At 70.0% G+C, this 26,050-nt stretch carries 22 protein-coding genes and 1 pseudogene; 13 read left to right on the top strand and 10 right to left on the bottom strand.

Annotated elements, in window-relative coordinates; genetic code table 11:
* Positions 1-246 precede the first annotated feature (246 nt).
* The 8 genes from ACGFJ2_RS47480 (at position 247) to dmpG (ending at position 9,518) form a co-directional block, all read left to right on the top strand.
* Entirely contained in the window at positions 247-1,803 is a 1,557-nt protein-coding gene (locus ACGFJ2_RS47480; RefSeq protein ID WP_393479867.1) for an ABC transporter substrate-binding protein, read from the top strand.
* Between the two features lie 33 nt (positions 1,804-1,836).
* Positions 1,837-2,784, top strand: coding sequence for an ABC transporter permease (locus ACGFJ2_RS47475; protein ID WP_357954316.1), 948 nt, complete (start codon positions 1,837-1,839; stop codon positions 2,782-2,784).
* A gap of 32 nt (positions 2,785-2,816) precedes the next feature.
* Entirely contained in the window at positions 2,817-3,683 is an 867-nt protein-coding gene (locus ACGFJ2_RS47470; protein WP_393479864.1) for an ABC transporter permease, read from the top strand.
* On the top strand, positions 3,680-5,788 hold the full coding sequence (locus ACGFJ2_RS47465; protein WP_393479861.1) for a dipeptide ABC transporter ATP-binding protein: 2,109 nt from the start codon (positions 3,680-3,682) through the stop codon (positions 5,786-5,788). Before ACGFJ2_RS47470 ends, ACGFJ2_RS47465 begins: the two co-directional genes overlap by 4 nt.
* Positions 5,789-5,814: 26 nt before the next feature.
* Complete coding sequence (locus ACGFJ2_RS47460; RefSeq protein ID WP_357954324.1) at positions 5,815-6,717, top strand: sugar phosphate isomerase/epimerase; 903 nt, start codon at positions 5,815-5,817, stop codon at positions 6,715-6,717.
* 79 nt (positions 6,718-6,796) lie between these two features.
* Positions 6,797-7,591, top strand: coding sequence for a 2-keto-4-pentenoate hydratase (locus ACGFJ2_RS47455; protein ID WP_393479858.1), 795 nt, complete (start codon positions 6,797-6,799; stop codon positions 7,589-7,591).
* Positions 7,588-8,484 (top strand): acetaldehyde dehydrogenase (acetylating), encoded by an 897-nt coding sequence (locus ACGFJ2_RS47450; protein ID WP_393479856.1) that lies wholly within the window; start codon positions 7,588-7,590, stop codon positions 8,482-8,484. Before ACGFJ2_RS47455 ends, ACGFJ2_RS47450 begins: the two co-directional genes overlap by 4 nt.
* Positions 8,481-9,518, top strand: coding sequence for a 4-hydroxy-2-oxovalerate aldolase (gene dmpG, locus ACGFJ2_RS47445; protein WP_393479854.1), 1,038 nt, complete (start codon positions 8,481-8,483; stop codon positions 9,516-9,518). The genes ACGFJ2_RS47450 and dmpG overlap by 4 nt, the downstream gene beginning before the upstream one ends.
* A 37-nt stretch (positions 9,519-9,555) precedes the next feature.
* Here the strand turns inward: dmpG and ACGFJ2_RS47440 are convergent, their stop codons facing one another.
* Positions 9,556-10,350 carry an IclR family transcriptional regulator gene (locus tag ACGFJ2_RS47440; protein ID WP_393479851.1) on the bottom strand — a complete coding sequence of 265 codons (795 nt, stop codon included), beginning with the start codon at positions 10,348-10,350 and terminating at the stop codon, positions 9,556-9,558.
* 117 nt (positions 10,351-10,467) lie between these two features.
* On the opposite strand from ACGFJ2_RS47440, the gene ACGFJ2_RS47435 reads away from it, so the two are divergent.
* Positions 10,468-11,298 carry an alpha/beta fold hydrolase gene (locus ACGFJ2_RS47435; protein WP_393479849.1) on the top strand — a complete coding sequence of 277 codons (831 nt, stop codon included), beginning with the start codon at positions 10,468-10,470 and terminating at the stop codon, positions 11,296-11,298.
* 40 nt (positions 11,299-11,338) lie between these two features.
* On the opposite strand, the gene ACGFJ2_RS47430 is transcribed toward ACGFJ2_RS47435, so the two are convergent.
* From ACGFJ2_RS47430 to ACGFJ2_RS47420, 3 genes are all read right to left on the bottom strand, one after another.
* Entirely contained in the window at positions 11,339-12,187 is an 849-nt protein-coding gene (locus tag ACGFJ2_RS47430) for an IclR family transcriptional regulator (protein ID WP_393479846.1), read from the bottom strand.
* A gap of 205 nt (positions 12,188-12,392) precedes the next feature.
* On the bottom strand, positions 12,393-13,118 hold the full coding sequence (locus tag ACGFJ2_RS47425) for a universal stress protein (protein WP_357954339.1): 726 nt from the start codon (positions 13,116-13,118) through the stop codon (positions 12,393-12,395).
* The gene (locus ACGFJ2_RS47420) at positions 13,115-16,063 is read right to left on the bottom strand and encodes an HAD-IC family P-type ATPase (RefSeq protein WP_357954341.1); all 2,949 of its coding nucleotides are present in this window, start codon (positions 16,061-16,063) and stop codon (positions 13,115-13,117) included. Before ACGFJ2_RS47420 ends, ACGFJ2_RS47425 begins: the two co-directional genes overlap by 4 nt.
* A 330-nt stretch (positions 16,064-16,393) precedes the next feature.
* On the opposite strand from ACGFJ2_RS47420, the gene ACGFJ2_RS47415 reads away from it, so the two are divergent.
* A complete protein-coding gene (locus ACGFJ2_RS47415) occupies positions 16,394-16,573 on the top strand; it encodes a hypothetical protein (protein ID WP_225296999.1) in 180 nt (59 codons plus the stop codon).
* 139 nt (positions 16,574-16,712) lie between these two features.
* Here the strand turns inward: ACGFJ2_RS47415 and ACGFJ2_RS47410 are convergent, their stop codons facing one another.
* The 4 genes from ACGFJ2_RS47410 to ACGFJ2_RS47395 all read right to left on the bottom strand — a co-directional run bounded on the left by ACGFJ2_RS47410 (position 16,713) and on the right by ACGFJ2_RS47395 (position 19,387).
* Positions 16,713-17,159 carry a hypothetical protein gene (locus tag ACGFJ2_RS47410; protein ID WP_393479842.1) on the bottom strand — a complete coding sequence of 149 codons (447 nt, stop codon included), beginning with the start codon at positions 17,157-17,159 and terminating at the stop codon, positions 16,713-16,715.
* A gap of 289 nt (positions 17,160-17,448) precedes the next feature.
* Positions 17,449-17,715 (bottom strand): sigma-70 domain-containing protein, encoded by a 267-nt coding sequence (locus tag ACGFJ2_RS47405; RefSeq protein WP_393479840.1) that lies wholly within the window; start codon positions 17,713-17,715, stop codon positions 17,449-17,451.
* Between the two features lie 30 nt (positions 17,716-17,745).
* Positions 17,746-18,402 carry a CBS domain-containing protein gene (locus ACGFJ2_RS47400; RefSeq protein WP_357952180.1) on the bottom strand — a complete coding sequence of 219 codons (657 nt, stop codon included), beginning with the start codon at positions 18,400-18,402 and terminating at the stop codon, positions 17,746-17,748.
* 145 nt (positions 18,403-18,547) lie between these two features.
* Entirely contained in the window at positions 18,548-19,387 is an 840-nt protein-coding gene (locus ACGFJ2_RS47395) for a universal stress protein (protein ID WP_393479837.1), read from the bottom strand.
* Positions 19,388-19,514: 127 nt separating this feature from the next.
* On the opposite strand from ACGFJ2_RS47395, the gene ACGFJ2_RS47390 reads away from it, so the two are divergent.
* Both ACGFJ2_RS47390 and ACGFJ2_RS47385 read left to right on the top strand, forming a co-directional pair.
* On the top strand, positions 19,515-20,264 hold the full coding sequence (locus ACGFJ2_RS47390; protein WP_225302617.1) for an HAD family phosphatase: 750 nt from the start codon (positions 19,515-19,517) through the stop codon (positions 20,262-20,264).
* The gene (locus ACGFJ2_RS47385; RefSeq protein WP_393479834.1) at positions 20,261-23,170 is read left to right on the top strand and encodes a pyridoxamine 5'-phosphate oxidase family protein; all 2,910 of its coding nucleotides are present in this window, start codon (positions 20,261-20,263) and stop codon (positions 23,168-23,170) included. The genes ACGFJ2_RS47390 and ACGFJ2_RS47385 overlap by 4 nt, the downstream gene beginning before the upstream one ends.
* 43 nt (positions 23,171-23,213) lie before the next feature.
* On the opposite strand, the pseudogene ACGFJ2_RS47380 reads toward ACGFJ2_RS47385, so the two are convergent.
* Positions 23,214-23,939: pseudogene (locus tag ACGFJ2_RS47380) on the bottom strand (type I glyceraldehyde-3-phosphate dehydrogenase); the annotation flags it as partial.
* Positions 23,940-23,989: 50 nt separating this feature from the next.
* Positions 23,990-24,205, bottom strand: coding sequence for an SHOCT domain-containing protein (locus ACGFJ2_RS47375; RefSeq protein WP_358199146.1), 216 nt, complete (start codon positions 24,203-24,205; stop codon positions 23,990-23,992).
* A 416-nt stretch (positions 24,206-24,621) separates the two neighbouring features.
* Between ACGFJ2_RS47375 and ACGFJ2_RS47370 the strand changes: the two genes are divergently transcribed.
* Complete coding sequence (locus ACGFJ2_RS47370; RefSeq protein WP_393479831.1) at positions 24,622-26,010, top strand: DUF4389 domain-containing protein; 1,389 nt, start codon at positions 24,622-24,624, stop codon at positions 26,008-26,010.
* The last annotated feature ends 40 nt before the right edge of the window (positions 26,011-26,050 follow it).

Raw genomic sequence — 26,050 nt, 5'->3', positions numbered from 1 at the left:
GCGAATGCCTGGCGATCACGCTGCCGACACCCGTTCGGCACCTGGTGATCATCTCGGCCGTCCTCGGCTACGGATGGCGTGGCCGTACCGAAAACGCTCCCTTTATGACGGGAACAAAACTAAAAGCGGCGGGTTGTGCCTGTCTGAGTCGCGAACCATGCTCCTCGCCAGGGGACAAATCGGGCCGACTGTACAATTCCCGACACCCCGGCATACACACCCCCCAGAACGTCTCGAGGAGTATCGATGTCAGTGACGAATTGGCGCCGCCGGCTCACAGCAAGCGCCGCCGGCGCGGCGCTGCTCGCGTCCGCCGCGTGCAGCGCCGCCACCCAGGGCGCCCCGGGGAACTCCGCCTCCGCCGGCCCGGCCACTCAGGGCGGCAACCTGGTCGTCGGGCAGACCACCGAAGCCGAGCCGGGCTCCTTCCTCAAGACCTCCTTCGGCAACATCCTGTGGGAGTACGCCGTTTTCGAGACGCTGACCCTCATCGATACCAAGACCGGGCAGCCCAACGGTGTCCTGGCCGAGTCGTGGACCCTGGCTCCCGACGGCAAGAGCATGGACATCAAGCTCCGTGACGACGTGACCTTCCACAGCGGCCGCAAGCTGACCGCGGCCGACGTCACCTTCGCCATCGAGAAGGTCCAGGACCCGAAGACCGGGGCGGCCAACCAGTCGATCGCCGCGCAGATCTCCGAGATGAAGGCGAAGGGCGACTACGAGCTGACGCTCACCTTCAAGCAGCCGCTGCCGAACATCTTCGACCTCTTCGAGACGATGCCGATCCCGAACAAGGACGCCTACGCCGACTACGCGGCCGGCACCAAGGTGGACGGCACCGGGCGCTTCGAGTGGAAGTCGTGGACCCCGGGCGGCAAGCTCCAGCTCACCAAGTACGCCAAGTACCGCGATGTCCAGAACACCCGCCTGGACAGCATCGAGGTCAACCTCATCAAGGACCCGACGGCGATGGTCGCGGCCATCCGCAGCGGCCGGGTCCAGTACGGCGTCGGCCTGGCGGGGCTGGACGCGCGAAGCCTGAGCCAGCAGCCGGGCTTCTCCCTCGTGTCCTCCGGCGGCGCGGCGATCCCGCTCGGGTTCGACGTGACCAAGCCGCCGTTCGACAACAAGGCCGTGCGCCAGGCGATCCACTACGCGATCGACCGCGACCGCATCGTGCAGCAGGTCGAAGGCGGGCAGGCCCAGGCGACGAACCTGCCGTGGCGGCCCTCCACGATCGGCTACGACGCCGCGCAGACCAAGCAGTACACCTACCAGCCGGACAAGGCCAAGCAGATGCTGGCCGCGGCGGGTGTGAAGGCGGGCACCTCGTTCGAGGTGACCATGCTGAACACGCCCGAGGCCACCGGAGTCTTCCAGATCGTCAAGAACAACCTGGCCGCCGTCGGGCTGGAGGCCAAGCCGGTCATCGCCACGGCCGACTATGACGCCAAGGTCGCGGCCAAGGACATGGGCACGCCCGCCTTCCTGATGATGAACAGCAACGGCCTCTCGCCGGCCAGCGCCGTCGTGAGCCGCCCGGAGCTGCTGGCGGACGAGAACGTCTCGCACTTCAAGAGCCCCGAGTACACCAAGCTCGTGAAGGCGGTCACCACCGCCAGCACCACGCCCGACCAGCAGAAGGCGCTCCACGACTACAGCGCCTACTTCGCCGACCAGGCGTTCGTGCTCCCGCTGATCACGCGCCCCACCCTCACGGTGCGCTCCAACGCCCTGAACGGCCTCGCGCCGACCCAGATGGGCTTCCTCGACATCAGCCGGGCCTGGCTGTCCAAGTAATCGACCTCTAGACCGACTGGCGGTATCGAGACGATGGTCCGGTTCCTGATACGCAAGATCCCATCGCTGGTGTTCGTGCTCTTCGCGAGCTCGATCGTCGCCTTCGCCCTGCCTCGCCTGGCACCGGGGGATGTCGCCGTCACCCTCGCCGGCACGGATCCGACCGCGGCCACCATCGCCGCGATCCGGGAGCAGCTGGGGCTGGACCGGCCCCTGGTGCTCCAGTACTGGGACTGGATCGCCGGGCTCCTCCAGGGCGACCTCGGAGAGTCCTACCTCCTGCACCGCAGCGTCGCGAGCCTGATCGGCGACCGGCTCAAGAGCACCGTGGAGCTGTCGGTGTTCGCGACGCTGCTGGTCATCCTGGGTGGAACGCTCCTAGGGGTCCTGGTCGGCTCGGCCAGACGCCGCTGGGCGCGGGCCGGCCTCGACCTGATCAACAGTTTCTTCGTCGCCATCCCGTCGTTCCTCACCGGGCTGGCGCTGATCCTCGTCTTCGGCGTACTGAACCGCTGGCTGCCCGTCAGCGGCGAGGTCAGCTTCGTCGACGATCCGGTGATCGGCTTCCAGTTCCTGATCCTGCCGGCCATCGCGCTGGCCCTGCCCTCGGCGGCGGTCGTCGCCCGCCTGTTGCAGGCGGAGATGCTCGCCGCCAAGAACGAGGACTACGTCGACCTGGCGCTGAGCAAGGGCGCGTCGGCCGCGCGGATCACCGTCCGGCACGTGCTGCGCAACAGCGTGGGCACGGCGGTCGTCGCCGTCGGGCTCCAGGTGGGCAACCTGCTGGCCGGCGCGGTCATCATCGAGGCGATCTTCAACCGCAACGGCCTCGGCCAGCTGGCCGTCTCCAGCGTGCAGACCCGCGACTTCACCGTGCTGCAGGTACTGATCCTCGCCATCGTCTTCGTGGCGGTGATCTGTCAGATCCTCACCGAGGTCGTCCTGGCGGCCCTCGACCCGCGCATCAAACTGGGAGAGTAGGGATGGCAGACCTTCCCCTGACATCTGGCCCCTTGGCAACCTCCGACGCGGCGCCGCCACAGGCCCGCCGTCGGCTGAACCCGACCCTGGCTCGCTACCTGTCCGCCTTCCGTACACCGAAGGGCGTGGTCGGGCTGTCGATGCTCCTTCTCCTGGGACTGGCCGCGCTGCTGGCGCCCGTGCTGTTCCCGGGGGGCTACGACCAGCAGGGCCCGCAGTCGCTGACCGGGATGTCGGGCGCGCACATCTTCGGCGTCGACGAGTTCGGCCGGGACATCTTCGTCCGCAGCGTCTACGGCCTGCGCATCGACCTGAGCCTCATCCTCACCGCGGTCCCCCTCAGCATGGCGATCGGCACGCTGCTCGGTCTGACCGGCGCGATCTCCGAACGCCTGGGCGCCGCCGTGCAGCGACTGCTCGACGTGATCATCGGTTTCCCCGGCCTGATCCTGGGGATCTGCCTGGTCGCCATCCTCCAGCCGGGCTGGCCGGCGCTCTTCCTGACGATTCTGATCAGCGGCCTGCCCACCGCCGGGCGTCTGGCCCGCGGCGCGTGGCTGAGCCAGCAGAGCAGGGAGTACGTCCTGGCCGCCCGGGTGATCGGCGTCTCGCGCCGGCAGCTGCTCGTCCGCCACGTCCTGCCGAACGCGATGGACGCGATCGTCGTCAACGGCGCCGTCTGGATGGTCGTCGGCGTCTACATCGAGGCCGGACTGAGCATCGTCGGCCTCGGCGTGCAGCCGCCGACGCCCTCGCTCGGCGTGCTGCTGAACAACGGCCTGCGCTTCGTCACCCAGGCGCCGACGTACATCATCGGCCCCGCCCTGCTCCTTCTCCTGCTCGCGATCGGCTTCAGCCTGCTGTCGGACGCGCTCAACGAGGCGGTGAACCGCCGATGACCTCCCCCAACACCACCGAGTCACCGCTGCCGGCGACGGGCAAGGGCATGCCGCTCCTGCGGGTCGAGGGCCTGCGTACGGAGTTCCGCCTGAAGAAGGGCGGCGTCAAGGCCGTCAACGACGTCAGCTTCGACATCTACCCGGGCGACGTGCTGGGCATCGTCGGCGAGTCCGGCTCGGGCAAGTCGGTGACGGCCCGATCGATCATGCGCATGCTCCGCCCGCCGGGCGAGGTCGTCGCCGGCTCCATCCGCTTCGACGGCGAGGACCTGCTCACGCTGCCCGAACGCGAGATGCGGCGCCGGCGCGGCAGCAAGGTGGCGATGGTCTTCCAGGACCCGCAGTCCGCGCTCAACCCCGTCATGAAGGTGGGCGACCAGATCGTCGAGGCCATGACGGTACACGGCGTCGACAAGCGGGCGGCGCGCGAGCGCGCGATCGAACTCCTGGAGCAGGTCGGCATCCCTGACGTCCAGACGAAGATCGACCACTATCCGCACCAGTTCTCCGGCGGCATGCGCCAGCGCGTCGTCATCGCGATCGCCCTGGCCAACGACCCCGCGCTGCTGGTCGCGGACGAGCCGACCACGGCTCTCGACGTCACCATCCAGGCGCAGATCCTGCGTCTGCTGGCCAGGCTCCGCACCGAGCTGGGCATCGCCATCGCGATCATCACCCACGACATGGGAGTGGTGGCCGAGCTCTGCACGGACGTCGTCGTCATGTACGGCGGCCGCACGGTCGAGAAGGGGACCGTCGAGCAGGTCTTCGAGCGTCCGCGCCATCCCTACACGGCGGCGTTGCTGGCGGCCATGCCCCGCCTCGACGACGACCGGATCGGCCGGCCGCTGCCCGCGATCCCGGGAGCGCCGCCCGACCCCGCCGCGCCGCCACCCGGCTGCCCGTTCGCCCCTCGGTGCCGTTTCACCGAGGAAGCCTGCGAGCAGGAGCCACCGGCGTTGCTCCAGATCGGTGACGCGGGTCAGGCGGCGGCCTGCTTCGTCGCCCAGCGGGCCGTGGACATCTCGGTCAACGAACCCGCCGCGCCTGTGGAGGACGAACCCACCGTCACCGTACAGACCGAGCAGGCCGTTCCCCCTGCGGCCACGGCCGTGCTGGAGGTACGGGACCTGAAGGTCGACGTCGGATCCCGGCGGCGCGGGCTGTTCCACCGCGAGCCACCCGTGTACGCCGTCGACTCGGTGAGCCTGACGGTGCACCAGGGCCGCACGCTCGGGCTCGTGGGCGAGAGCGGCTGCGGCAAGTCGACGCTGTCGCGCAGCATCGTCGGCATCAACCAGGTCGCGGACGGGTCGATCCTCATCGACGGCGCCGACGTGAGCGGTCTGGGCGAGGAGGATCTGGGCCGGGTCCGCTCCTCGGTGCAGTACCTCTTCCAGGATCCGTACGCGTCGCTGAACCCGCGCCGCACCATCCGGCAGTCGCTGGCCGAGGCGCTCGCGTTCAGAGGCATCGGCCGGCGGGAGCGCGAGGACGAGGCGCGATCCCTGATGACGCAGGTCGGGCTCCGCCCCGAGTACCTCGACCGCTACCCCCACGCGTTCTCCGGCGGCCAGCGCCAGCGGATCGGCATCGCCCGCGCGCTGGCCCGGCAGCCGCGCGCGCTCATCCTCGACGAGCCGGTCTCGGCGCTGGACATGTCGATCCAGGCGCAGATCATCAACCTGCTGGAGAAGCTGCAGAACGAACTCGGGCTCGGCTACCTGTTCATCGCCCATGACCTGTCGGTCGTGCGTCACCTCAGCGACACCGTCGCGGTGATGTACCTCGGCCGGATCGTGGAGCACGGCGACGCCGCCGACGTCTACGGCAACCCGCAGCACCCCTACACCGCGGCCCTGCTGTCGTCGTCGCCCGTCCCCACGGTCTCGGCGCGCTCGCGCGAGCGCATCGTGCTGCCCGGTGATCTGCCCAGCCCGGCGAACCCGCCCTCCGGATGCCGGTTCCGTACCAGGTGCCCGATCGGCCCGCTGGCGAACCCGGAGCGGACGATCTGTACCGAGGTCGACCCTCAGCTCACCCTCACGGCCACCGGCCAGCGGGCCGCCTGCCATTTCGCCGGCGAACTCGCCCCCACATCCTGACCCCCCATCTATTGAAAGGAAGCCATATGTCCGGCACACCGAAGATCGCGCTCAACCCGATCCAATGGATGGCCAGCGCCGACGGATGGCTGGACCCGTCCCTCGCGCCCGAGCCGAAGCAGCGGCTGTCCCTGATCAAGCAGGCCGGATTCGACGTCGTCATGGCGGAGGTCCCGGCCGGCTGGACCGTGGAGCAGTACCAGGCGCTCCTGGACGAGACCGGCCTGACGCTCGCTCCCGGCTACTTCGTCTGCCGCTCGGACGGCAGGGACGGCACCGAGGACGACGTCGTGGCCGGTGCCGCCGAGACCGCCCGCCAGCATGCCCGGCTCGGCCTGACCGAGATCGGTCTGGGCATGGGCATGGGCAAGGACAAGCCGCGGGTGGCGCACCCCGCGCAGGCGTACGACGCCGACGACTCCCGTGTGGAGGCGGTGACGGCGCTGATCGGGCGGATCGCCGACGCCATGGTCGCCGAGGGCGTCCGGCCGTCGCTGCACCCGCACGTCGGCACCTGGATCGAGACCGAGGAGGAGGGCCGGGCGGTGCTCGACGCCATTCCGGCGTCCCGGCTCGGCTTCCTGCCCGACACGGGGCACCTGGCGTGGGCCGGCGCCGACGTCGGCCGGTTCGTGAAGGACTACGCCGAGCGGATCCCGTTCGTGCACGTGAAGGACTGCCGGCTCAGCGTCGCCGCCGAAGGGCGCGAGAAGGACTGGGGTTACCAGCAGACCGTCCTCGCCGGGCTGTGGGTCGAACCCGGCCGGGGTGAGCTCGACCTGCCCGGCATCATCGGCAACCTGCCCGGCGACTTCGACGGGTGGCTGATGGTCGAGGTGGACCGTCCCGACATCGCCGACCCCTACGAGAGCGCTCAGGTGTCGGCCCGCTGGATGCACAGCACGTTCCCCTCGCAGACCCAGGGCTGACGCCCACCGCCGGCGCGGCCCCTTCGGCCGCGTCGGCACTTCTGAACGACCCATGTCAAGAACTGCGAGAGGAGCGATTGTGGAGCCAGGCTCCGTGGAGAAGGCCGCCGCCGATCTGCTGGCGGCGTACCGTACCGGCGACCCGATCCAGCCACTTACCACCATTTATCCGGAGCTGTCGGTGGCGGACGCGTACGCCATCCAGCGCCACCAGATCGACGCCCTGGTCGCGGACGGCGCGGTCGTCAAAGGTCACAAGGTCGGCCTGACCTCGGCGGCGATGCGCCGCCAGCTCGGCGTGGACCAGCCCGACTACGGACACCTGCTGGACTCCATGTTCCACCTGGACGGCGCCCCGATCGACACCCGCCGTTTCCTGCAGCCGCGGATCGAGCCGGAGATCGCCTTCGTGCTCAAGCGCCCCCTGTCCGGGCCCGGGGTGACCACGGCCGAGGCCGTCGCGGCGGTGGACTTCCTGCTGCCCGCTCTGGAGATCATCGACTCCCGGATCGCGGACTGGCGGATCACCCTGGCCGACACCATCGCCGACAACGCCTCCAGCGGCGGCGTGGTGCTCGGCACCCGCCCGGTCCGGCTGGAGACCGTGGACCTGGCGCTGGCCGGCTGCCTGCTGCACCGCAACGGCGACCTTGTCCAGACGGGGGCGGGCGGCGCCGTGCTCGGTTCCCCGCTCAACGCGCTGGTCTGGCTGGCCAACACCCTCGGCGAGCAGGGTGTCGCCCTGGAGGCGGGACACGTCGTCCTGCCCGGCTCGATCACCGTGGCCATCCCGGTCACCGCTGGGGACATCGTCAGCGCCACCTTCGCCGGGATCGGCACCGTGACCGCCCGTTTCCAGGAGGAGATCGCTTGACCAGGCTGAGCGCCGCCATCGTCGGCCCCGGGAACATCGGCACCGACCTGCTGGTCAAGCTGCTGCGCAGCGAAGCGATCGACGTGCACTCCATGGTCGGGGTGGACCCGGCCTCCGACGGCCTGGCCCGTGCCCGCGCCCTCGGCGTCGAGGCTTCCGCGGGCGGCGTGGACTGGCTCCTGGCCCAGGACCGGCTGCCGGACCTGGTCTTCGAGGCCACCTCGGCCAAGGCGCACCTGGCCAACGCCCCGCGCTACGCCGAGGCCGGGATCAAGGCCATCGACCTGACGCCCGCGGCCGCCGGACCGTTCGTGTGCCCTCCGGTGAACCTGGCCGGTCTGTCGGACGTGCCCAACCTCAACATGATCACGTGTGGCGGGCAGGCGACGATCCCGATCGTGCACGCGGTCTCCAGCATGGTGCCGGTGCCGTACGCCGAGATCGTCGCCTCGATCGCCTCCCGCTCGGCCGGGCCGGGCACCCGGGCCAACATCGACGAGTTCACCCAGACCACCGCCCGCGCGATCGAACAGGTCGGCGGCGCGGACCGCGGCAAGGCGATCATCATCCTCAACCCCGTCGATCCGCCGATGATCATGCGGGACACCGTGTTCTGCGCGATCCCCGCCGACGCCGACACCGACGCCATCGCCGCCTCGATCCACGCGATGGTGGCCGACGTCGCCACGTACGTGCCCGGCTACGCCCTGCGCGCCGATCCCCAGTTCGACGGCCCGCGCGAGGTCTGGAACGGTCATGCCCGCGTGGCCGTGTTCCTGGAGGTGCGCGGCAACGGCGACTACCTGCCGCCGTGGGCCGGCAACCTCGACATCATGACCGCCGCGGCCGCCCGCGTGGGCGAGCAGCTCGCGCTCGGAAAGGTCTCCGCGTGACTGACAAGAGTTTTGGCGACAAGATCAGGATTACCGACTCCACACTGCGTGACGGCAGCCACGCCATGGCCCACCGCTTCACCGAGGAGCAGGTACGTGGTGTCGTCCACGCCCTGGACCAGGCCGGGGTGGAGGTGATCGAGGTCACGCACGGTGACGGTCTCGGCGGTTCGTCCTTCAACTACGGGTTCTCTCTCGAGGACGACATCAAGCTCGTCGCCGCCGCGGTGGACGAGGCGGTCTCCGCCGAGATCGCCGTACTGCTGCTGCCCGGCCTCGGCACGGTGGAGGACCTCAAGCAGGCGCACGGCGCGGGCGCGTCGGTGGCCAGGATCGCCACCCACTGCACCGAGGCGGACGTCTCCCTCCAGCACTTCGCCGCCGCTCGCGAGCTGGGTATGGAGACCGTCGGCTTCCTCATGCTGTCGCACCGCGTCGGCCCGGCCGAGCTGGCCCGGCAGGCGCGGATCATGGTCGACGGCGGCGCCCAGTGCGTCTACGTGGTGGACTCCGCCGGCGCCCTCGTGCTCGGCGAGGCACAGGCGCGCGTCAGCGCGCTGGTCGCCGAGATCGGCCACGAGGCGCAGGTCGGCTTCCACGGCCACCAGAACCTGTCTCTCGGCGTGGCCAACTCGGTCCTGGCCGCCCAGAACGGCGCCCGCCAGATCGACGGCGCTTTGTGCGCGCTCGGCGCCGGAGCGGGCAACGCGCCGACCGAGGTGCTGGTCGCCACCTTCGAACGGCTCGGCGTCCCGACCGGCGTGGACGTCCAGGGCGCGCTCGCCGCCGCCGAGGACGTGGTCAAGCCGTTCCTGCCGCGCCTGCCGTTCGCCGACCGCTCCGCGATCACCCAGGGGTACGCCGGGGTGTACTCCAGCTTCCTGCTGCACGCCGAGCGGGCCGCGCTGAGGTACGACGTGCCCGCGCACGAGATCCTGCAGCGGGTCGGCGAGGCGGGGTATGTCGGCGGGCAGGAGGACATGATCATCGACGTGGCCCTCCAACTCGCCGCCGACCGGGACCGCGTCGCCTGAGCTTCCGAGGCCGAGGCGGTCCGCTGGCTCGGCCAGGTCATGTCCGGCGGTCGATGGCCAGGGCGATGCCCGCGGCGGTCGCGCGGAGTTCGGGCAGCAGCCGCCTGGTCACCAGGCGCGCAAGCGGTGCCGCGGCCGACACCGACGCGACGACCGTTCCGTCGGCGAGCGCGACGGGCACCGCCATGCTGCCGAACCCCAGCAGGATCTCCTCCGTCTCGACCGCGTAACCGCGTTCCCGGACCACCTCAAGCTGGCGCCGCAGGTCTTCGACGGACCCGACCGTCCGTGGCGTCAGGGAGGGCCAGCCGGTCAGCGCGAGGCGGCGGAGCCGCTCCTCCCTGTCGGGGCACGTCGCGAGCAGCACCTTCCCCGTCGCCGTGCACGACGCGGGCAGCCGCCCGCCCACCAGGGAGTGCGTGTGGACGTTCGCCTCCCCCGCGACCTTCTCCACGTACAGCACATGGCCGCCGTCGAGGACCGCCAGGTGGATGGTCGCCCGGGTGGCGGCGAACAGGTCGATGAGCAGGGGCCGGGCCACCCGGCGCAGCACCGCCGCCACCGGCACCCGCTGCCCCAGCTCGAAGACCCGCATGCCGAGCTGGTAGACGTCCCCCCTGCGTTCGAGCAGCCCCCATTGCACCAGCTCCTGCGCGAGCCGGTACGCCGACGCCTTCGGCACCCCTGAGCGCCGGCTGAGCTCGCTGAGCCGGAGCTCGAAGGCCCCCGACTCGAAGGCGCCCAGCAGGAGCTGGGCCTTGCCGAGGACCGAGTTGGGATAGTCCGCGCCATCGCCGGAGCCGGACGCCTCAGCGAACATCTGTGACGACATCGGGACTCCTTCACGCCGGTCCGGTCACCGGTCCCCTCCGGTAGTGATCGCCGATGCGCCCGGCAAGACTCCGGATGGGAAAGCCAACCTTACCTCCGGCCGACATAAGAGGACGTTTTGGACATTACGCCGCCCCTTCGATTCGGGTACGCCGACTCGCCGTTCGGCCAGCTGCACTACGCCGAGCAGGGCGCGGGCCGCCCTCTCTTGCTCCTGCATCAGACCCCCAGGTCCTGGGACGAGTTCCGGGAGCTGATCCCCCTCCTGGCGCCGCACCGGCGCGTCATCGCCATGGACATGGTCGGTTTCGGGGCCAGCGCGAAGGCCCCGGCGCCGCACACGATCGAGCTCTTCGCGGCCGGCGCGCTGGCCCTGCTGGACGCCCTGGACATCGAGTGCGCCGACGTCCTGGGCCACCACACCGGCGGCGTGGTGGCCGTCGAGCTGGCGGCGTCCGCGCCGGAGCGGGTCGGGCTGCTCGTCCTGTCGTCGACTCCGTGGACCGACTCCCGATTCCGCCGGTCCCACGCGGACGGTCCGGGGGTGGACGAGGCCGTGCGCTCCCCCGGCGGCGACCACCTGCTCACGCTGTGGCGGCTGCGGCAGCCGTACTATCCCGAGCCGGCCACCGGCCTGCTCGACCGGTTCGTCCACGACGCCCTGGCTCCCGGAGTCGATCCCGCGGAGGGACATCGGGCGTGCGCGCGCTACTACATGGAGGACAAGATCGGCTCGGTCAAGACGTCCGTGCTGCTGCTGGGCGCCGCGGCGGACCCGTTCGCGCTGCCGGCCATGGCCCCGCTCCGGGAGAACCTCACCGCGGCGCTGAGCGTGACGTCGGCCGTGATCGACGGCGGCATGATCCCGCTCATGGAGCACAAGGCCGCGGAGGTGGCCGAGATCGTGACGATGTTCCTGACGGACCCGCCGGTCGAGGACGCCTCGTAACCTGCGGCCCTGGCCGGTCGAGGGCGCTTCGTGGCCGGTGTCAGCTTCTGCCGCCGTCGGCGACCATGATCGACTTCGTGATGCGCCTGCTCACCATGCTCAACAGCCCCACGTACTTGTTGACGTCGGCGCGGAAGGTCGGCGCCGTCACCGACAGCGCCGCGACCACCGTCCCGGTGGCGCCGGTCAGCGGGATGGCCACGCTGAGATAGCCGACGCGGGTCTGCTCCCGCTCGATGGCGTACCCGGCCTTGCGCGCCTGCTGGATCTCTTGGGCCAGCAGCTTGGGCGCGGTGATCGTACGGGGCGTCACGCGGGCCAGCGAGGTGGCCACGACGTCGCCGAAGAGCGCCCCCGGGCCGAAGGCGATCAGGGCCTTGCCGGTCGCCGTGCAGTGCAGCGGCATGCGACCGGCGATGCGCGACGGCCTGGACACCTGGCCGTGACCCGACACCTTCTCCAGGTAGATCACTTCCAGCCCGTCCAGCACCGCCAGATGGATGGTCTCGCCCGTCGCCTGGTAGAGATCCTCCATGAAGGGCCGTGCCGCGTCGCGCAGAATCCGCTGGCGCGGCACGCGCTGCCCGATCTCGAACAGGCGCATGCCCAGCCAGTACTCGGAGCCGCGCCGCTCCAGCAGGCCCCATTGCAGCAGTTCCTGCGCCAGCCGGTGGACCGACGCCTTGGCGACGCCGGTGCGGCGGACGATCTCGGACAGGCCGAGGCTCTCGTCATCCGGGCCGAACGCCTCAAGGATCAGCCGCACTTTGCCCAGCACGCTGTTCGCCGACCCGTCGGGCTCGGCCGGGGAGGCGATCGCCACCGGCTGGGGTTCACCGTCGGCATCGGAGACGGGGAGGGGAGACGACGACGGGTAAATAAGGGACATTGGGTGATAATCAGGCCAATGTCCGGTTTCGTTCAACGGGACTGTTCCGGTGAGCGAGACAGCCCCACGTGATTCTTCTCAGCGCCGATTTCGACGGTCTCGAACTACCTGTCCCCCGCGCAGTGCACCGGGATGGGCCACCATCGGACACACGCATCACGCCCGCAGGTTGATCCCCCGGCTGATCGGCGCACAGGACATACCCTCAGTCCCGAGGGCCTTTGCCCATAGAGGTACCCACCACGGCGACCGGGCACGGAGCGTGCTGGAGGAGCGAGGCGATCATTCCGAGATGGTCAGCCCTCTTGCGACCGGCCACGATGAGCGCCGGCGTCTCGCGCGCTTCCTGAACTCTGGAGGCGACGTTCGGATGGCTCTCCTGCCAGGTCTGAGGTTCGGCGGTGGTGACCAGGGCGAGCCGGCGCATGTCCGCCTCGCCGACGGCGAACTCCAGGACCGAGGCGGTCGGTTCCTTGTCGGCGACCACGATCGGCCCTGGATGCGCGGGGGCGGGCAGCGGGCCTGGTCCGCGTACGACGATCACCGGGCATTCGGCGTGCGCGGCGACGTATCGGGCCACCGAGCCCACGAGGGCCCCGGGCAACCCGTGCAGCCCTCGCGAGCCGACCACGACGAGGGCGGCGCCGCTGGACAGTTCGACGAGCCGCTGTGCCGCCGGGCCCTCGTGCAGGTCGGTCTCGATGCCGACGACCGAACTGGTCGCGCGGGCGCAGTCGGCACCGTGCCACAGTACGTGGTCGGCGGCCTTGCGCAGGTGGTTCTTGGTCTCCTCGTCGGCTTCGCCGTAGGGCCACTGCCAGGCGTGGGCGACGGTCAGCGGGAGTCTTCTGAGTTCGGCCTCGTCCAGCGCCCAGTCGAGGGCCTGCACGGAGAAGTCCGAGCCGTCGTAGCCGAGCACGATGTGGTTCATGGCAGTTGCCTCCTTACAGGCGGCGGTGCCGCCATAACAGATGCTGATCCGGTCGTCTCCGACGGAGAGCCCGCGTCCTCACGCGCGCGCTTTGCCTGCCACGCCTTGTGCGCGGTGTCGGCCAGGATCATGATGGGGATCGCCATCGCGGCCAGGGCCCATCCCGCGGCGGGTGGGAAGGCGCCGCCGAGCAGGTGCGAGACGGGCGGCAGGCCGAGGAAGGCCAGCAGCAGCACGGCTTCGACGGCGATCGCGCCGAGCAGCAGGGGGTTGGTGCGCCAGCGGATGCGCCCGATCCAGCGGGATTCGCTGCGGCAGGCGAAGGCGTTGGCGAACTGGCCCAGCACGACGGCGGCGAAGGCCGTACCGGAGGCTGCGGCGAGCAGGCCGAGGCTCGGGGCGGTGCCGACCTGCCAGCCGCCGAGCAGCAGGACGCCGATGAACGCGCCCATCTCGGCCAGGGCCTGGGCGGGCCCAAGCACGCCGAAGACGCGGATGAGTAGCCGCCGGTCGATGAGGTTTCCGGTGCGGGCGGGGCCGTGCATGGTGCGCGGGTTGGCCGGTTCGGCGCCCAGGGCGAGGGCGGGCAGCAGGTCGGTGCCGATGTCGAGGGCGAGCACCTGCAGCACGGTCAGGGCCAGCGGGATGGTGCCGCCGGACAGCGCCCAGATGGCGAACGGGGTGAGTTCGGCGACGTTGTCGGTCAGGTGGTAGGTGAGGAAGCGGCGCACGTTGGCGTAGGTGGCCCGGCCCAGCTCGACCGCGCCGACGATGGTGGCGAAGTGGTCGTCCAGCAGCACCAGGTCGGCGGCCTCACGGGCGACGTCGGTGCCCGACTTGCCCATGGCGATGCCGATGTCGGCCTCGCGCAGCGCCGGCGCGTCGTTGACGCCGTCACCGGTCATCGCCACCACGTGGCCGCGCCCGCGCAAGGCTCGGGCGATGCGCAGCTTGTCCTCGGGCGTCACGCGGGCGATCACCACGCCGTCGTGGTCGAGCAGCTCGCCCAGTGCGGCATCGTCGGCGGGCAGCTCGGCCCCGGTGACCACCAGCTCGTCCGGGCCGAGCAGCCCTACCTCGGCGGCGATGGCGCGGGCGGTGCGCGGATGGTCGCCGGTGACCATGGCCAGCTTGATCCCGGCGATGCGGCATTTCCCGATCGCCTCGGCCACATCCTCGCGTGGCGGGTCGTACAGCCCGACCAAACCGAGAAGTTCCAGCTCCGACTCCTCGGCCGTGCGGCCACGCGCGACGGCGAGCACCCGCAGACCATGGTCGCTCATCCGGGCCAGCGCCTCATCGGCCCCGGGTACGACCCGGCACAGCGGCAGCACGGCATCCGGTGCGCCCTTCAGATGCAGCCCGCCGTCCACCAGGACGGAGGCGCGGCGCCGTACCGGATCGAACGGGAAGCGCCGGGTGACCTGCCCTTCCACGTCAGCACCAAGACGCAGCGCTTCGACGTGCAGGGCCACCTCCATCGGGTCGCCCACGGGCTTGCCGCCGCTGAGGCGGCCGGTGGAGCTCAGCACCGCCGTGCGCATGACCTCGGCCGGTGAGCTCGACGGCGCCCACACCTCGGCCACGGTCATCTCGTTGCGGGTCAGCGTGCCGGTCTTGTCGGTGCAGATGAACGTGGCCGAGCCGAGCGTCTCGACCGCTTCCAGGTGGCGTACCAGGGCGTTGCGGGCGGCCATCCGCTGGGCGGCGCGGGCCAGGGACAGTGTGACGGTGGGCAGCAGCCCTTCGGGTACCAGCGCGACCGTGACGCCGATGGCGAACAGGAATCCCTGTCCCGGGTCCATCCCCAGCAGCACAGCCAGCCCGAAGAACACGGTGCCGACCGCCACCGCGATCCCAGCGACGATCTTGACGATCTTGCCGAGCTGGACGGCCAGCGGGCTGGGCGGCCTGATCGCCTCCCGGGTGAGCTTGGCGATCGCGGCGAGCCGGGTACGCGCCCCAGTGGCCACCACGACGGCCTCGGCCTCCCCCTCGACCACGAACGTGCCCGCGTAGGCCGGGCCACCCTCCCGTGGCCGGGCGGGACGGCTCTCCCCGGTCAGCATGGATTCGTTGACGGCCAGCGCATGCACCTCGGCCAGCTCCAGGTCGGCTGAGATCCGATCCCCCGCCTCCAGCAGCACGACGTCCCCGACCACCAGATCAGCCGCGCCGATCAGCATGCGCCTGCCGTCCCGCCGGACCACCACGTTGGCCGGGATCAGCTCCCGCAACCGCTGCGTGGCCCGATCGGCACGGTACTCCTGGGCGAAGGCGAAGCCACCGTTGAGCACCACGACCACCGCGATCGCCACGGCCAGCTGCGGCATCCCGGCCAACACGGCCAGCGCGGCGGCGCCCCACAACAGCAGAGCGAAGAAATGCACCATTTCGCGCAGCAGCAACACCACAGGCGAGACGTGGCGAGCCACAGGCAGGGCGTTCGGGCCGGCGGCGGCCAGCCGCTCCGCCGCTTCGACGGCGCTGAGCCCGCAACGGGATTGCGACAGGATGGTCATGACCACCACTCTTGCCGCGGCCCCCTGCGTTGGGCAGGGACTTTCGGCACCAACCCACGGGCCGTCCGGCACTGCCTGTGAGGCCCGGCCGTACCCAGAAGCGGGCTGTGCTCGGACCCCGGCCGATGCCGCCTCATCTACGCCGGCCATTGGCCGGTCCGTCCGGGACTTCCTACGAGACTTGCCGTCGGCCAGCCCCACACTGACCTCCAGGACGCCGCCGTTGTAGGTGGCCTTGACGTCATCCGTCTTGGCCGCGGCCGGCAGCGTCACCGATCGCGACAGCGACCCGTAGGAGAATTCCGATCGGTGCGCCTCGGAGACCTTGCGGGTCCTCTCTGCCCGGATGTGGAGTACGCCGTCACCCATGGTGACCTCGACGTCCTTGTCGGGGTCGATTCCGGGCAGCTCAGCGCGCAGCACGTACCGGCCGTCGGCGATGTAGTCCTCGACCCGGACGATCTGTCCGAACGGCAGGCGTGCCGCCTCGGCGTCGTTCAGCGCCCCAAAGGGCCTGCGTGATCACGTCCATGCCTCCAGGTAGATGGCGACATTCGCCCCGGCGACCACTGTCGCCGTGGCGTCCATCCAAGTCGGCCTCATCACTGTCACCTCCTTTCCCCCGGGCATCCGCTCACCGGATCTGTGCGGCCAGTGTCTTTGGTCCTGCCACCCGGGGACGTTCGCCGCTGTCGCACAACGGCTGCGGGCGCCCACCATGTGCTTGTACCGTCTTATGGAGGTGAGCCGATCATGATCGGCGGACGAATGGTCATGGAGTCGTCGGCGCTCGACGTCGAACTGCTGTCGTTGAAGAGGCGGGTCGAGAAGCTGGAGGAGCTGGTCCGGACGCTGACCGCGGCAAACCTTACGCTCGTCCGGATCGTGGAGAACCTGCACCCCGCGTCAGCCGGCGTGGCTCCGAGCGACTGAGCGCACCGAGCCGACCCGAAGGCGCCATGCCGCCCGGCCGGTCGTCGTACCGTCCTCCTACGGCGAGTGCCGAGCGTTCGGCGCCGTGTGCACGGCACACGTTCTCACGTTTGCACGACGAGGAACTGTCCCCATCGTCCTACAGCTGTTGGCCACGGCGTAGCAGGCGCACCAGAGCGGCACCGGTGAGCGCCGCGACCGTGGCCGCCATGACCGCACCGCCGAGCACCCCTATGGCGGCGATGAGCCAGCCCGGCTGACCCGGCTGCCACAACGGCGTGGTCACCGCCGTGAACGCGCCGAGCGCGACCAGCCACGCTCCCGCGGTCGCCGCCACCCACCGCCAGGCGCCTGGAACGTGCGGGCGCAGCACCCGCCACTGCAACAACCCCATCGACGCCAGCAGGACCACTCCCAGCACGATGAGCGCTGCCGGATGCCAGCTCATGACCCGCTCGCCGAGTACGACGGGCAGCGCCCCGATCGCCCACGCGATCCCGGCGCCTCCAGCCGTTGCCCGTACCCATTCCACGGTGCCGACCCCTGGCAGAGCGACCCGGAGCGCATATGCGGCTGACCGTCGCATGACCCGCATGCGTCGCACCGCGCAAGGTGACCTGCAACGGCGCGCCACCCTCAAGATTGCGCCACCACAGTCGGGAGCCGTGGCTGATCACCGTGAGCGTGTCCCCCTCCTGGCTGTACTGGACCGGCACGGACAACCTCGCGCCACTCCTGCGGCCGGTGATCTCCGCGAGCACTACCCATCGCGACAGCAGGTCGTGCAACGGGGTACGCAGTACCCATGCGACGATCGGGTGACCAGCCGGGTCTGCAGCCGGCCTAGCGCCCGCACCGGGACCGCCGCCCGCACATCAGGTAAGCGATGGGTCCGATCGGCTGGACGAAGATGCCCAGCCACCACAGCTCCTTACGTCGATGAGCGAGGTGAGAAGCTTCGCCGGCTCGTGTCCCGTCTCCTCGGCCAGTTCGCGTTCCGTGGGCGTGCGGCCGAGCCGATGCGTGATCTTCATCTCCGCACGGGCGACCTTGGCGAGCCGGTCCGCGTCCGATCGGCAACCGCAGCGTGGGGGCCTGCTCCAGCCCTTGTCGGATGGCCTTGCGGATCCACCAGACGGCACCAGCCCGCCAGGTGGCTTCCATGTCGGCCCCTACAGCAGCGGCGGGACGACGATCCGGTCGGCCCTGTCGTAGGTCAGCTCGGAGACGACGTCGATCACGCCCTCCACCCGGCGGATCTCCTCCACCAACCGGATGGCCTCGGAGCCGCGCGCCACCCGGCCGCTGAGCCGCACCACACCACCAGAGATGCCTACCGACACCGACGTCAGGTCACCGATCACGGCCCTGATCTCCCTCTCCAACTCGCCCGTGGAACGACCGAAGACACGCAGCAGGTCTGACCGGTGCAGAATGCCGATGATGCGCCCGGTGGCCGCATCGATCACCGGCAGCTGCTTGATCCGCTTCTCGTGCATCAGCCGCGCCGCGTCGCGAACCGGGGTTCCCGGAGTCACCGTGATCGCGGGCGTGGTCATGAGCGCCGACGCGGTGACCGCGGCCGCCTTCTCCTGCTCCTCGCGCCGCTTGCGCCTGCCGAAGATCGGGGCGCTGTGTCGTACCGGGTCCAGTTCCTTGAGCAACAGATCGTCTTCGGAGACGACCCCCACAGGCCGGCCACCGGCATCGATCACACTGATCGCCCCGAGGGTGTACCGGCGCATCGTGCGCACGATTTCGGCGAACGACGCGTCCTCGCGAACCGCGATGCCGACGTTCCTCATGACGTCCCTGACCTTGATGGACATGGTGGCCTCCTCATCTCTCTCGCAACGATGCGCTTTGGGCGACCACGGGCGGCATGGGCGAACGTCCTTCGCCGCAGAGCCCTTGGTCCCTGCTAGACGTGGAGCACGGGCCACGGGACGTCTTCCCCGTCGACAGAGAGGGCCCCTATGCGCGTACCACCGCCACCGGGCAGCGGGCGTGGTGCAGGACGCCGCGGCTGACCGAGCCGAGCAGCAGCGCGCCCGCCGCGCCGTGACCGTGCGAGCCCACCACCAGCAGATCGGCTCGGGCGGAGGCATCGGTGAGGGCCTCCACCGGCTGCGCCGGCTGGACGTCTTCGACGACCGTCACCTGCGGGTAGTGCTTCTTGAACGTTCCCACCCGGTCGCGGACGACCTGGTGCTGCGCGATGCGAACCTCGTCCATGTCGTACGGCACCCCGGATGCGAACGCGTGCACCGGCTGCCAGGCGTGCACCACCCTCAGCACGGCTCCCCGCAGCTGAGCCTGCCGGAAGGCGTAGGCCAGCGCGGGCTCGCATTCGGGCGAGTCGTCCACGCCGACCACGACCTCCCCGCGCACCGGCTGGTGGTCGCCGCGTACGACCACGACGGGGCCGTGAACGTGGCCGGCCACGTGTGTGCTGACCGAGCCCAGCAGCGCGCCGGCGAACCCGCCGAGCCCGCGGCTGCCGAGCACGATCTCAGTCGCCTCCTTGGCCTGCTCGCGCAGCACCTCGGCCGGCGCGCCCTCAATGTCCCGCGTCGTGACCTCGACGTCGGGCTGGCGCTCGTGAGCCAGAGCCAGCGCCTCGCGCAGGATCCGATGCCCCTCGCGCAGCAGCGTGTCAGGCAGCGCGGCATCGGGGAACTTGCCGATCTGGTACGGCGAGCGGTCCACGGCGTGCACGATCCGCAGCGGCTCCCCCATCCGCAGAGCGTCGTTGACCGCCCACTCCACCGCGGCCCGCGCGGTCGTCGAGCCGTCCACCCCTACAATGATCATGATCCGTCCTCCTTCGTCATCTCTCCATCGGACTCGCTCACGGCGCATCGTTGCAGGGCCGGAAGTCCGTCAGGCAAGAGCCGAAGGACCCTGTTTGCCCCAGTGACGGGTGCGTAGCGTGATGGGCATGGCAGCCATCGATCTGACACGGCTCCGTGGCGTGGTCTTCGACACCGACGGTGTGGTCACCGACACCGCCCGTGTGCACGCGGCGGCGTGGAAGCACGTGTTCGACGTCTTCCTGCGCGACCGTTCCACCCCGTTCGACATCCGCGCCGACTACCTGCGCTACGTCGATGGGCGGTCGCGTCTGGACGGGGTCCGCACGTTCCTGGCCTCCCGCGGCGTCTGCCTGCCCGAAGGCGGGCCACAGGACGAGCCGGGCGCGCCGACCGTGCACGGGCTCGGGCTGGCCAAGGACGCACTGTTCGTCCAGGAGATCACCGAGCATGGGGTGGCCGCCTTCGGCTCAACCGTCGATCTGCTGCACGAGCTGCGGCGGCGCGGTTGCCGTACCGCCGTGGTGTCGGCGAGCAGGAACTGCCGCGCGGTGATTTCGGCTGCGGGGCTGACGCACCTGTTCGACGTGCTGGTCGACGGCGCCGAGGCCGCCCGGCTGGGCTTGCCCGGCAAGCCCGACCCGGCGTTGTTCCTGGAGGCCGCCCAGCGCTTGGAGCTTCCGGCGGACGAGGTGGCGATCGTGGAGGACGCGCTGCCCGGTGTCGAGGCGGGGCGCAGAGGCGCCTTCGCCCTGGTCGTCGGGGTGGACCGGACGGGCTCGGGAAGAGCCGCGATGCGCCGCGCCGGAGCGGACGTCGTCGTGACGGACCTGGCCGAACTGGCCATCACCGGCCGCGTCCCTGTCATACGGCGATGAATCCCTGGACGCTCGTCTACGAGGGGTTCGACCTGGCTTCGGAGGGGTTACGCGAGGCTCTGTGCACGCTGGGCAATGGCCGGTTCGCCACGCGCGGCGCGACGCCTGACGGCGAGGTGCGCACGCCCGGCACCTATGCCGCGGGCTGCTACGACCGACTGGCCTCCACGGTCGCGGGCCGCACGGTCACCAATGAGGACTTGGTCAACCTGCCCGACTGGCTGCCACTGACGTTCGCCACCCCCGGTTCAGCGTGGTTCCGCCCGGAGCGGGCCGACCTGCTGAACTACCGCCAGGAGCTCGACCTCCGGCAGGGGGTGCTGCGGCGCGAGTTACGCTGGCGTGACGAGGCAGGCCGCGTCACCCTGGTACGGCAACGCCGTCTGGTGTCCATGGCCGACCCGTACCTGGCCGCACTCGACACCACCTTCACCGCGGAGAACTGGTCCGGCCCGCTGCGCGTGCGCGCGGAGCTGGACGGCCGGGTGACCAACAGCGGCGTGGCCCGCTATCGTGACCTGCGCGGCGATCATCTGACCGGCCACGCGACCGGCACGCAAGACGAGCTGACCTGGCTCACCACGGTCACCCGCTCCTCCCGGATCGCGGTCGCGCTCGCCGCGCGTTTGGACGCGCCGGCGGCACCCGAGGTGACCAGCTCGCCTGACCGGATCGCCGCCGAGCACGTACTCGACGTCGTCGAGGGCGTGCCCGCGACGGTGACCAAGGTCGTGGCGCTGCTGACCTCACGCGATCCCGCCATCCACGACGCCCGCTCTGCGGCCCTGCGCCGATTACGGCTGGCACCGCGTTTCGACGAGCTGCTCGCCCGGCACGTGGCGGCATGGGAACGCCTGTGGCAGGACGCCCGGCTGGATGTGGACGGCCCGGAACTGGCGCAGATCGTCCACCTGCACATCTTCCACCTGTTGCAGACGCTTTCTCCGCACACCGCCGACCTCGATGTCGGTGTGCCCGCCCGGGGCCTGCACGGCGAGGCCTATCGCGGGCACGTGTTCTGGGACGAGCTGTTCGTCCTGCCCTGGCTGAACCTGCGCTTCCCTGAAATCTCAGTCGGCCTGCTCCGCTACCGGTGGCGGCGGCTGCCCGAAGCCAGGGCGGCGGCCCGCGACGCGGGGTATGACGGCGCGATGTTCCCCTGGCAGAGCGGCAGCGACGGGCGTGAAGAGACCCAGACGCTCCACCTCAACCCTGCCTCCGGCCGCTGGCTGCCCGACGTGTCCCACCTGCAGCGGCACATCGGCCTGGCCATCGCCTACAACGTGTGGCAGTACCACCTGGCCACCGGCACGATGCCTCCGTGGTGCGCGGAACTGCTCATCGACATCGCCAGGTTCTTCGCCTCACTAGCCGTGCTCAACCCCACATCGGGACGGTACGAGATCCACGGCGTCATGGGACCCGACGAATACCATACTGCCTACCCAGGGACCGGCTCCCGCGGCCTGGCCAACAACGCCTACACCAACATCATGACCGTGTGGCTGCTCTCACGCGCGCTCGACACCGGGAAAGCCGATCCTGGGGAGTCGGCGCGCTGGGACGACATCACCCGGCGCATGCGTGTCGACTTCCACGACGGCGTGATCAGCCAGTTCACCGGGTACGCGGACCTCTTAGAGCTGGACTGGGCCCGCTACCGCGGCGTGCGCCGCCTGGACCGCGCGCTCGAAGCCGACGGCGACGACGTCAACCGCTACAGGGCGGCCAAGCAGGCGGACACGCTGATGCTGTGCTACCTGCTGAGCGCCGAGGAGTTACTGGCGATCCTGGACCGGCTCGGCTACCCGGCCACGCCGGACTTGATCCCTCGTACCATCGGCTACTACCTGGCCCGCACCAGCCACGGCTCCACCCTCAGCGCCGTCGTACACGCCTGGGTGCTCTCCCGCTCCGACCGGGCCCGCTCCTGGCAGTTCTTCACCGAAGCGCTGTTCAGCGACATCAACGACGTCCAGCACGGCACCACCGCGGAGGGCATCCACCTTGGCGCCATGGCCGGCACGCTGGATATGTTGCAGCACTGCTACCTGGGCCTGGAGCTGCGGCGCGACGGCCTGCACCTCAACCCGCTCCTGCCCGACCGGCTCGGCTCACTGTCCATGCCGATCTGCTACCGCGGTCATCAACTGGTCATCGACGTTGATCACGACAGAACACGTGTCGACGGCGTCACCCTGCCACGCGGCACCAGCCGCACCTTCACCGCTGATGACAAGGAGACGTTCATGACAGGCACCGGCGACTTCGGACGTCGCATGATTCACCATCGCGAGCGGCTGGGCCTCACCCACGAGCAGGTCGCCGACCGCGCGGAGATGTCCACCGGGTACGTCCAGTACCTCGAAGGGCACCTGAGCCCCCCGAACATCGAAGCACTGGCGCGCCTGGCCGCCGCGCTGGAGACCACCGTTCAAGACCTGCTGGGTGGCGGTCAAGATCGTCCGCCGGGTGGCGGCTCCGCCTCGGCCGACCCGGCCCTGGAAGTGCTTGATCCCGCGGAATGCCTGCGCCTGATCGCGCCCGGCGGGGTCGGCCGAGTGGCGTTCAACGGCTCGCACGGGCCGACGATTCTGCCCGTCAACTACAAGCTCCACGACGGCGCCATCGTGTTCCGCACCGCGCCGGGCGGCCCGATGGACCAGGACCTGCGCACCGGTCTGGAAGGCGTAGAGATCAAAATCGGTTTCGAGGTCGACAGGTTGGACGAGGCCCAGCGTGAGGGATGGAGCGTCCTCATTCAGGGCCCTGCCCACCACGTGCCGCCGGATGAGCTGGCCAAGGTCACCGATTCCGACATCACCCCGTGGGCCGGTGGCGACCGGCAGCTCTACATCCGTATCGTCCCGCACCAGATCACCGGCCGCCGCATCCACGGCCGGTGAGCCGAAGGGACGAAGATCCCGAACCAGAAGGCGCTTCCGCGCGTCATGCCATTCGCTGAGCCATTTCGACCAGCCGGTTGGCGTAACCCCACTCGTTGTCGTACCAGCCGAACACCTTGACCAGATCGCCGCCTGCCTGGGTGAGCCCGGAATCGAACACGCACGAGGCGGCGTCACCGACGATGTCGCGGGAGACGAGCGGATCGGTGCTGTAGCGCAGGATGCCGTGCAGCTCACCCGCGGCAGCGGTGGCGAAGGCGTCGTTGACCTCCTGCGCGGTGACCGGTCGGGAGAGCTGGGCGCTCAGGTCGGTGATCGAGCCGTCTTCGACGGGCACCCTGATGGCGATGCCGTCCAGCCTGCCGTCCAGCTCGGGCAGCACCTGGCCGACCATGCGGGCCGCGCCGGTGGTGGTCGGCACGATGTTCACCGCGGCCGAACGCGCTCTGCGCGGGTCCTTGTGCGGCCCGTCCAGCAGCATCTGGTCACCGGTGTAGGCGTGGATGGTGGTCATGAACCCGCGCACCAGGCCGAAGCTCTGGTGAAGCACCTTGACCATGGGAGCGACGCAGTTGGTGGTGCACGAGGCCAGTGAGACGATCTCGTGCCGGGCCGGGTCGTAGGCGGCGTCGTTGACGCCGGGCACGATGGTGACGTCCAGGCCCTTGCCGGGAGCCGATAACAGCACCCTGCGGGCACCCGCCTTCAGATGGCCGGCCAGCGCATCCCTGGTCCGGAAGCGACCGGTGGCGTCGATGACCAGTTCCACGCGTCTCCTGAGGCGGAAACCCGGACGATCACGTCCACGTCCTTGCCGGGCTATCCCGTATGGTCGAGATGATCGAGCCTGTCCCGGTATTCATCGGTGGAGATCTCGCCGCTGGCGTACCGCTCGGCGAGCACCTCATGCGCCCGCTCGAGACCAGAGCGTTCAAGCGACGATCTGAGGTCCTGGCCTGTGAACGCCCGCGCGACCAGCCACACCACCAGAGCGATGAGGCCGATCCAGAACAGCATCATGAAGCCGCCCCACATCCATCCCGATCCACTGCCCCACATGTGGCCCCATCCGTTCCAAGGGCCGGCGGGGGAATTCATGACTCCCATGTCATTCCTCCTTGAGTGCCTTCCTCCTTGAGCGAAGCCTCCGCTCAAGGTCAGGGTCGCAACGGAACGCACCCGTCGACAGCGGCGAAAGTCCCTGTTCTAGGAGGCTTTCGGCCTTTCCGGCCGGGAGGCGAGGATGGAGCGAGGCCCGGCCCGAGTTCCTGCCCGCCAAGGTGCGTCAGGGTGACCTAGCCCCACGTCCTGCACGGCGTGCGGCAGCGGATCTGGCGCAAGTCGCGGGCAGGGCACGGACTCGGTGAGCCGCCGCGACAGAGGTCCAACAGCGCTCATACTGAGGACTTTCGGCACCTGCCACTTGGTGCGCCGGATGATGGGCTGGATGGATGAACCCTTATCCCGTGCGTGTCGAGGCCAGGTTGGAAGAACCGCTCAACCGGGGCCTGTGGATCGTCAAGTGGTTCCTGGCGATTCCCCACTACATCGTGCTCGGCTTCCTGTGGATCGCCTTCGGTGTCCTCACGGTGATCGCGTTCTTCGCGATCCTGTTCACCGGCCGCTATCCGCGGGCGCTGTTCGACTTCAACCTGGGTGTGCTGCGCTGGACCTGGCGGGTGGCCTACTACAGCTACGGCGCCTTAGGCACCGACCGCTACCCGCCCTTCACCCTCGGCCCGGCCCCGGACTACCCGGCCACGCTGGAGATCGACTACCCCGAGCGGCTCTCGCGGGGGCTGGTGCTGATCAAATGGTGGCTGCTGGCCATCCCGCAGTACCTGATCGTGGGACTGTTCACCAGCGGCAGCGTCATCTCCTGGCGGAGCGGCCTACCCGACGCCGACGGCGTGCTCTACACCCTGGACTGGGGCGGCCTGATCGGGCTGCTCGTCCTCATCGCCGCCGCCTTCCTGCTGTTCACCGGCCGCTACCCGCACGGCATCTTCGACCTCGTACTCGGCCTGAACCGGTGGGCACTGCGCGTGGCCGCCTACGCCTGCCTCATGACCGATGCCTACCCGCCGTTCCGCCTGGAGCAGGGCGGCCACGAACTGCCCAGCCTCGAATCCCCGGCTCCGGCCGCCCACATTCCCGTACGGCACGGCGCCGGCTCGATCGTGGCCATCACCATGGGCGCCCTGCTGGCCTTCGGCGCGATCGGCACCGCCGCGGCGGGCACCGCTTCAGGTCTCCTGGACCGAGCTCGCAGCAGCGATGGCTTCGTCGCCACGAACGCCGGACGGGTCACGACCGCGACGTACGCGTTGACCACGGAGCAGATCGCCGTCAGCGGCCTGGGGGTGGACTTCCTGCGTGACCTGGTGGGCCGGGTCCGCGTCGAGGCCACCGGCACCAGCACGCCGCTATTCGTGGGCATCGCCCGCCGAGCCGACGCCGACTCCTACCTGAACGGTGTGGCCCACGACCAGATCACCCGCGGCACCGGCGACGACATCGGCTACCAGCACCACCCCGGCGGCAGACCGGACACCTTGCCCGGCTCGAAGACCTTCTGGGCGGCCAGCGGCTCCGGGAACCTGGAGTGGGACGTCCAGCCGGGCGACTGGACCGTCGTGATCATGAACGCAGACGGCACCTCCCCGGTAGCCGCCGATCTCAAGCTGGCCGCCACCCTGCCCTGGCTGGCCGGGCTCACGGCAGGGCTGTTCATCGCCGCAGTGGTCCTCCTGCTCTCCGGCACCACGCCGATCCTCATCGGTGTCCGCCTGGCCGCGGCCCCCACCCCCGAGCGCAGACAGCCGGCGCCGACTCCATGACCGTCGACATCGGGCAAGCACAGCGATCGCGTTCGCTCCG

Source organism: Nonomuraea sp. NPDC049028, assembly GCF_043197735.1.
Lineage (GTDB): Bacteria > Actinomycetota > Actinomycetes > Streptosporangiales > Streptosporangiaceae > Nonomuraea.
The sequence above is the reverse complement of the archived record's forward strand: the minus strand, read 5'-3'. Positions and strand labels throughout refer to the sequence as shown.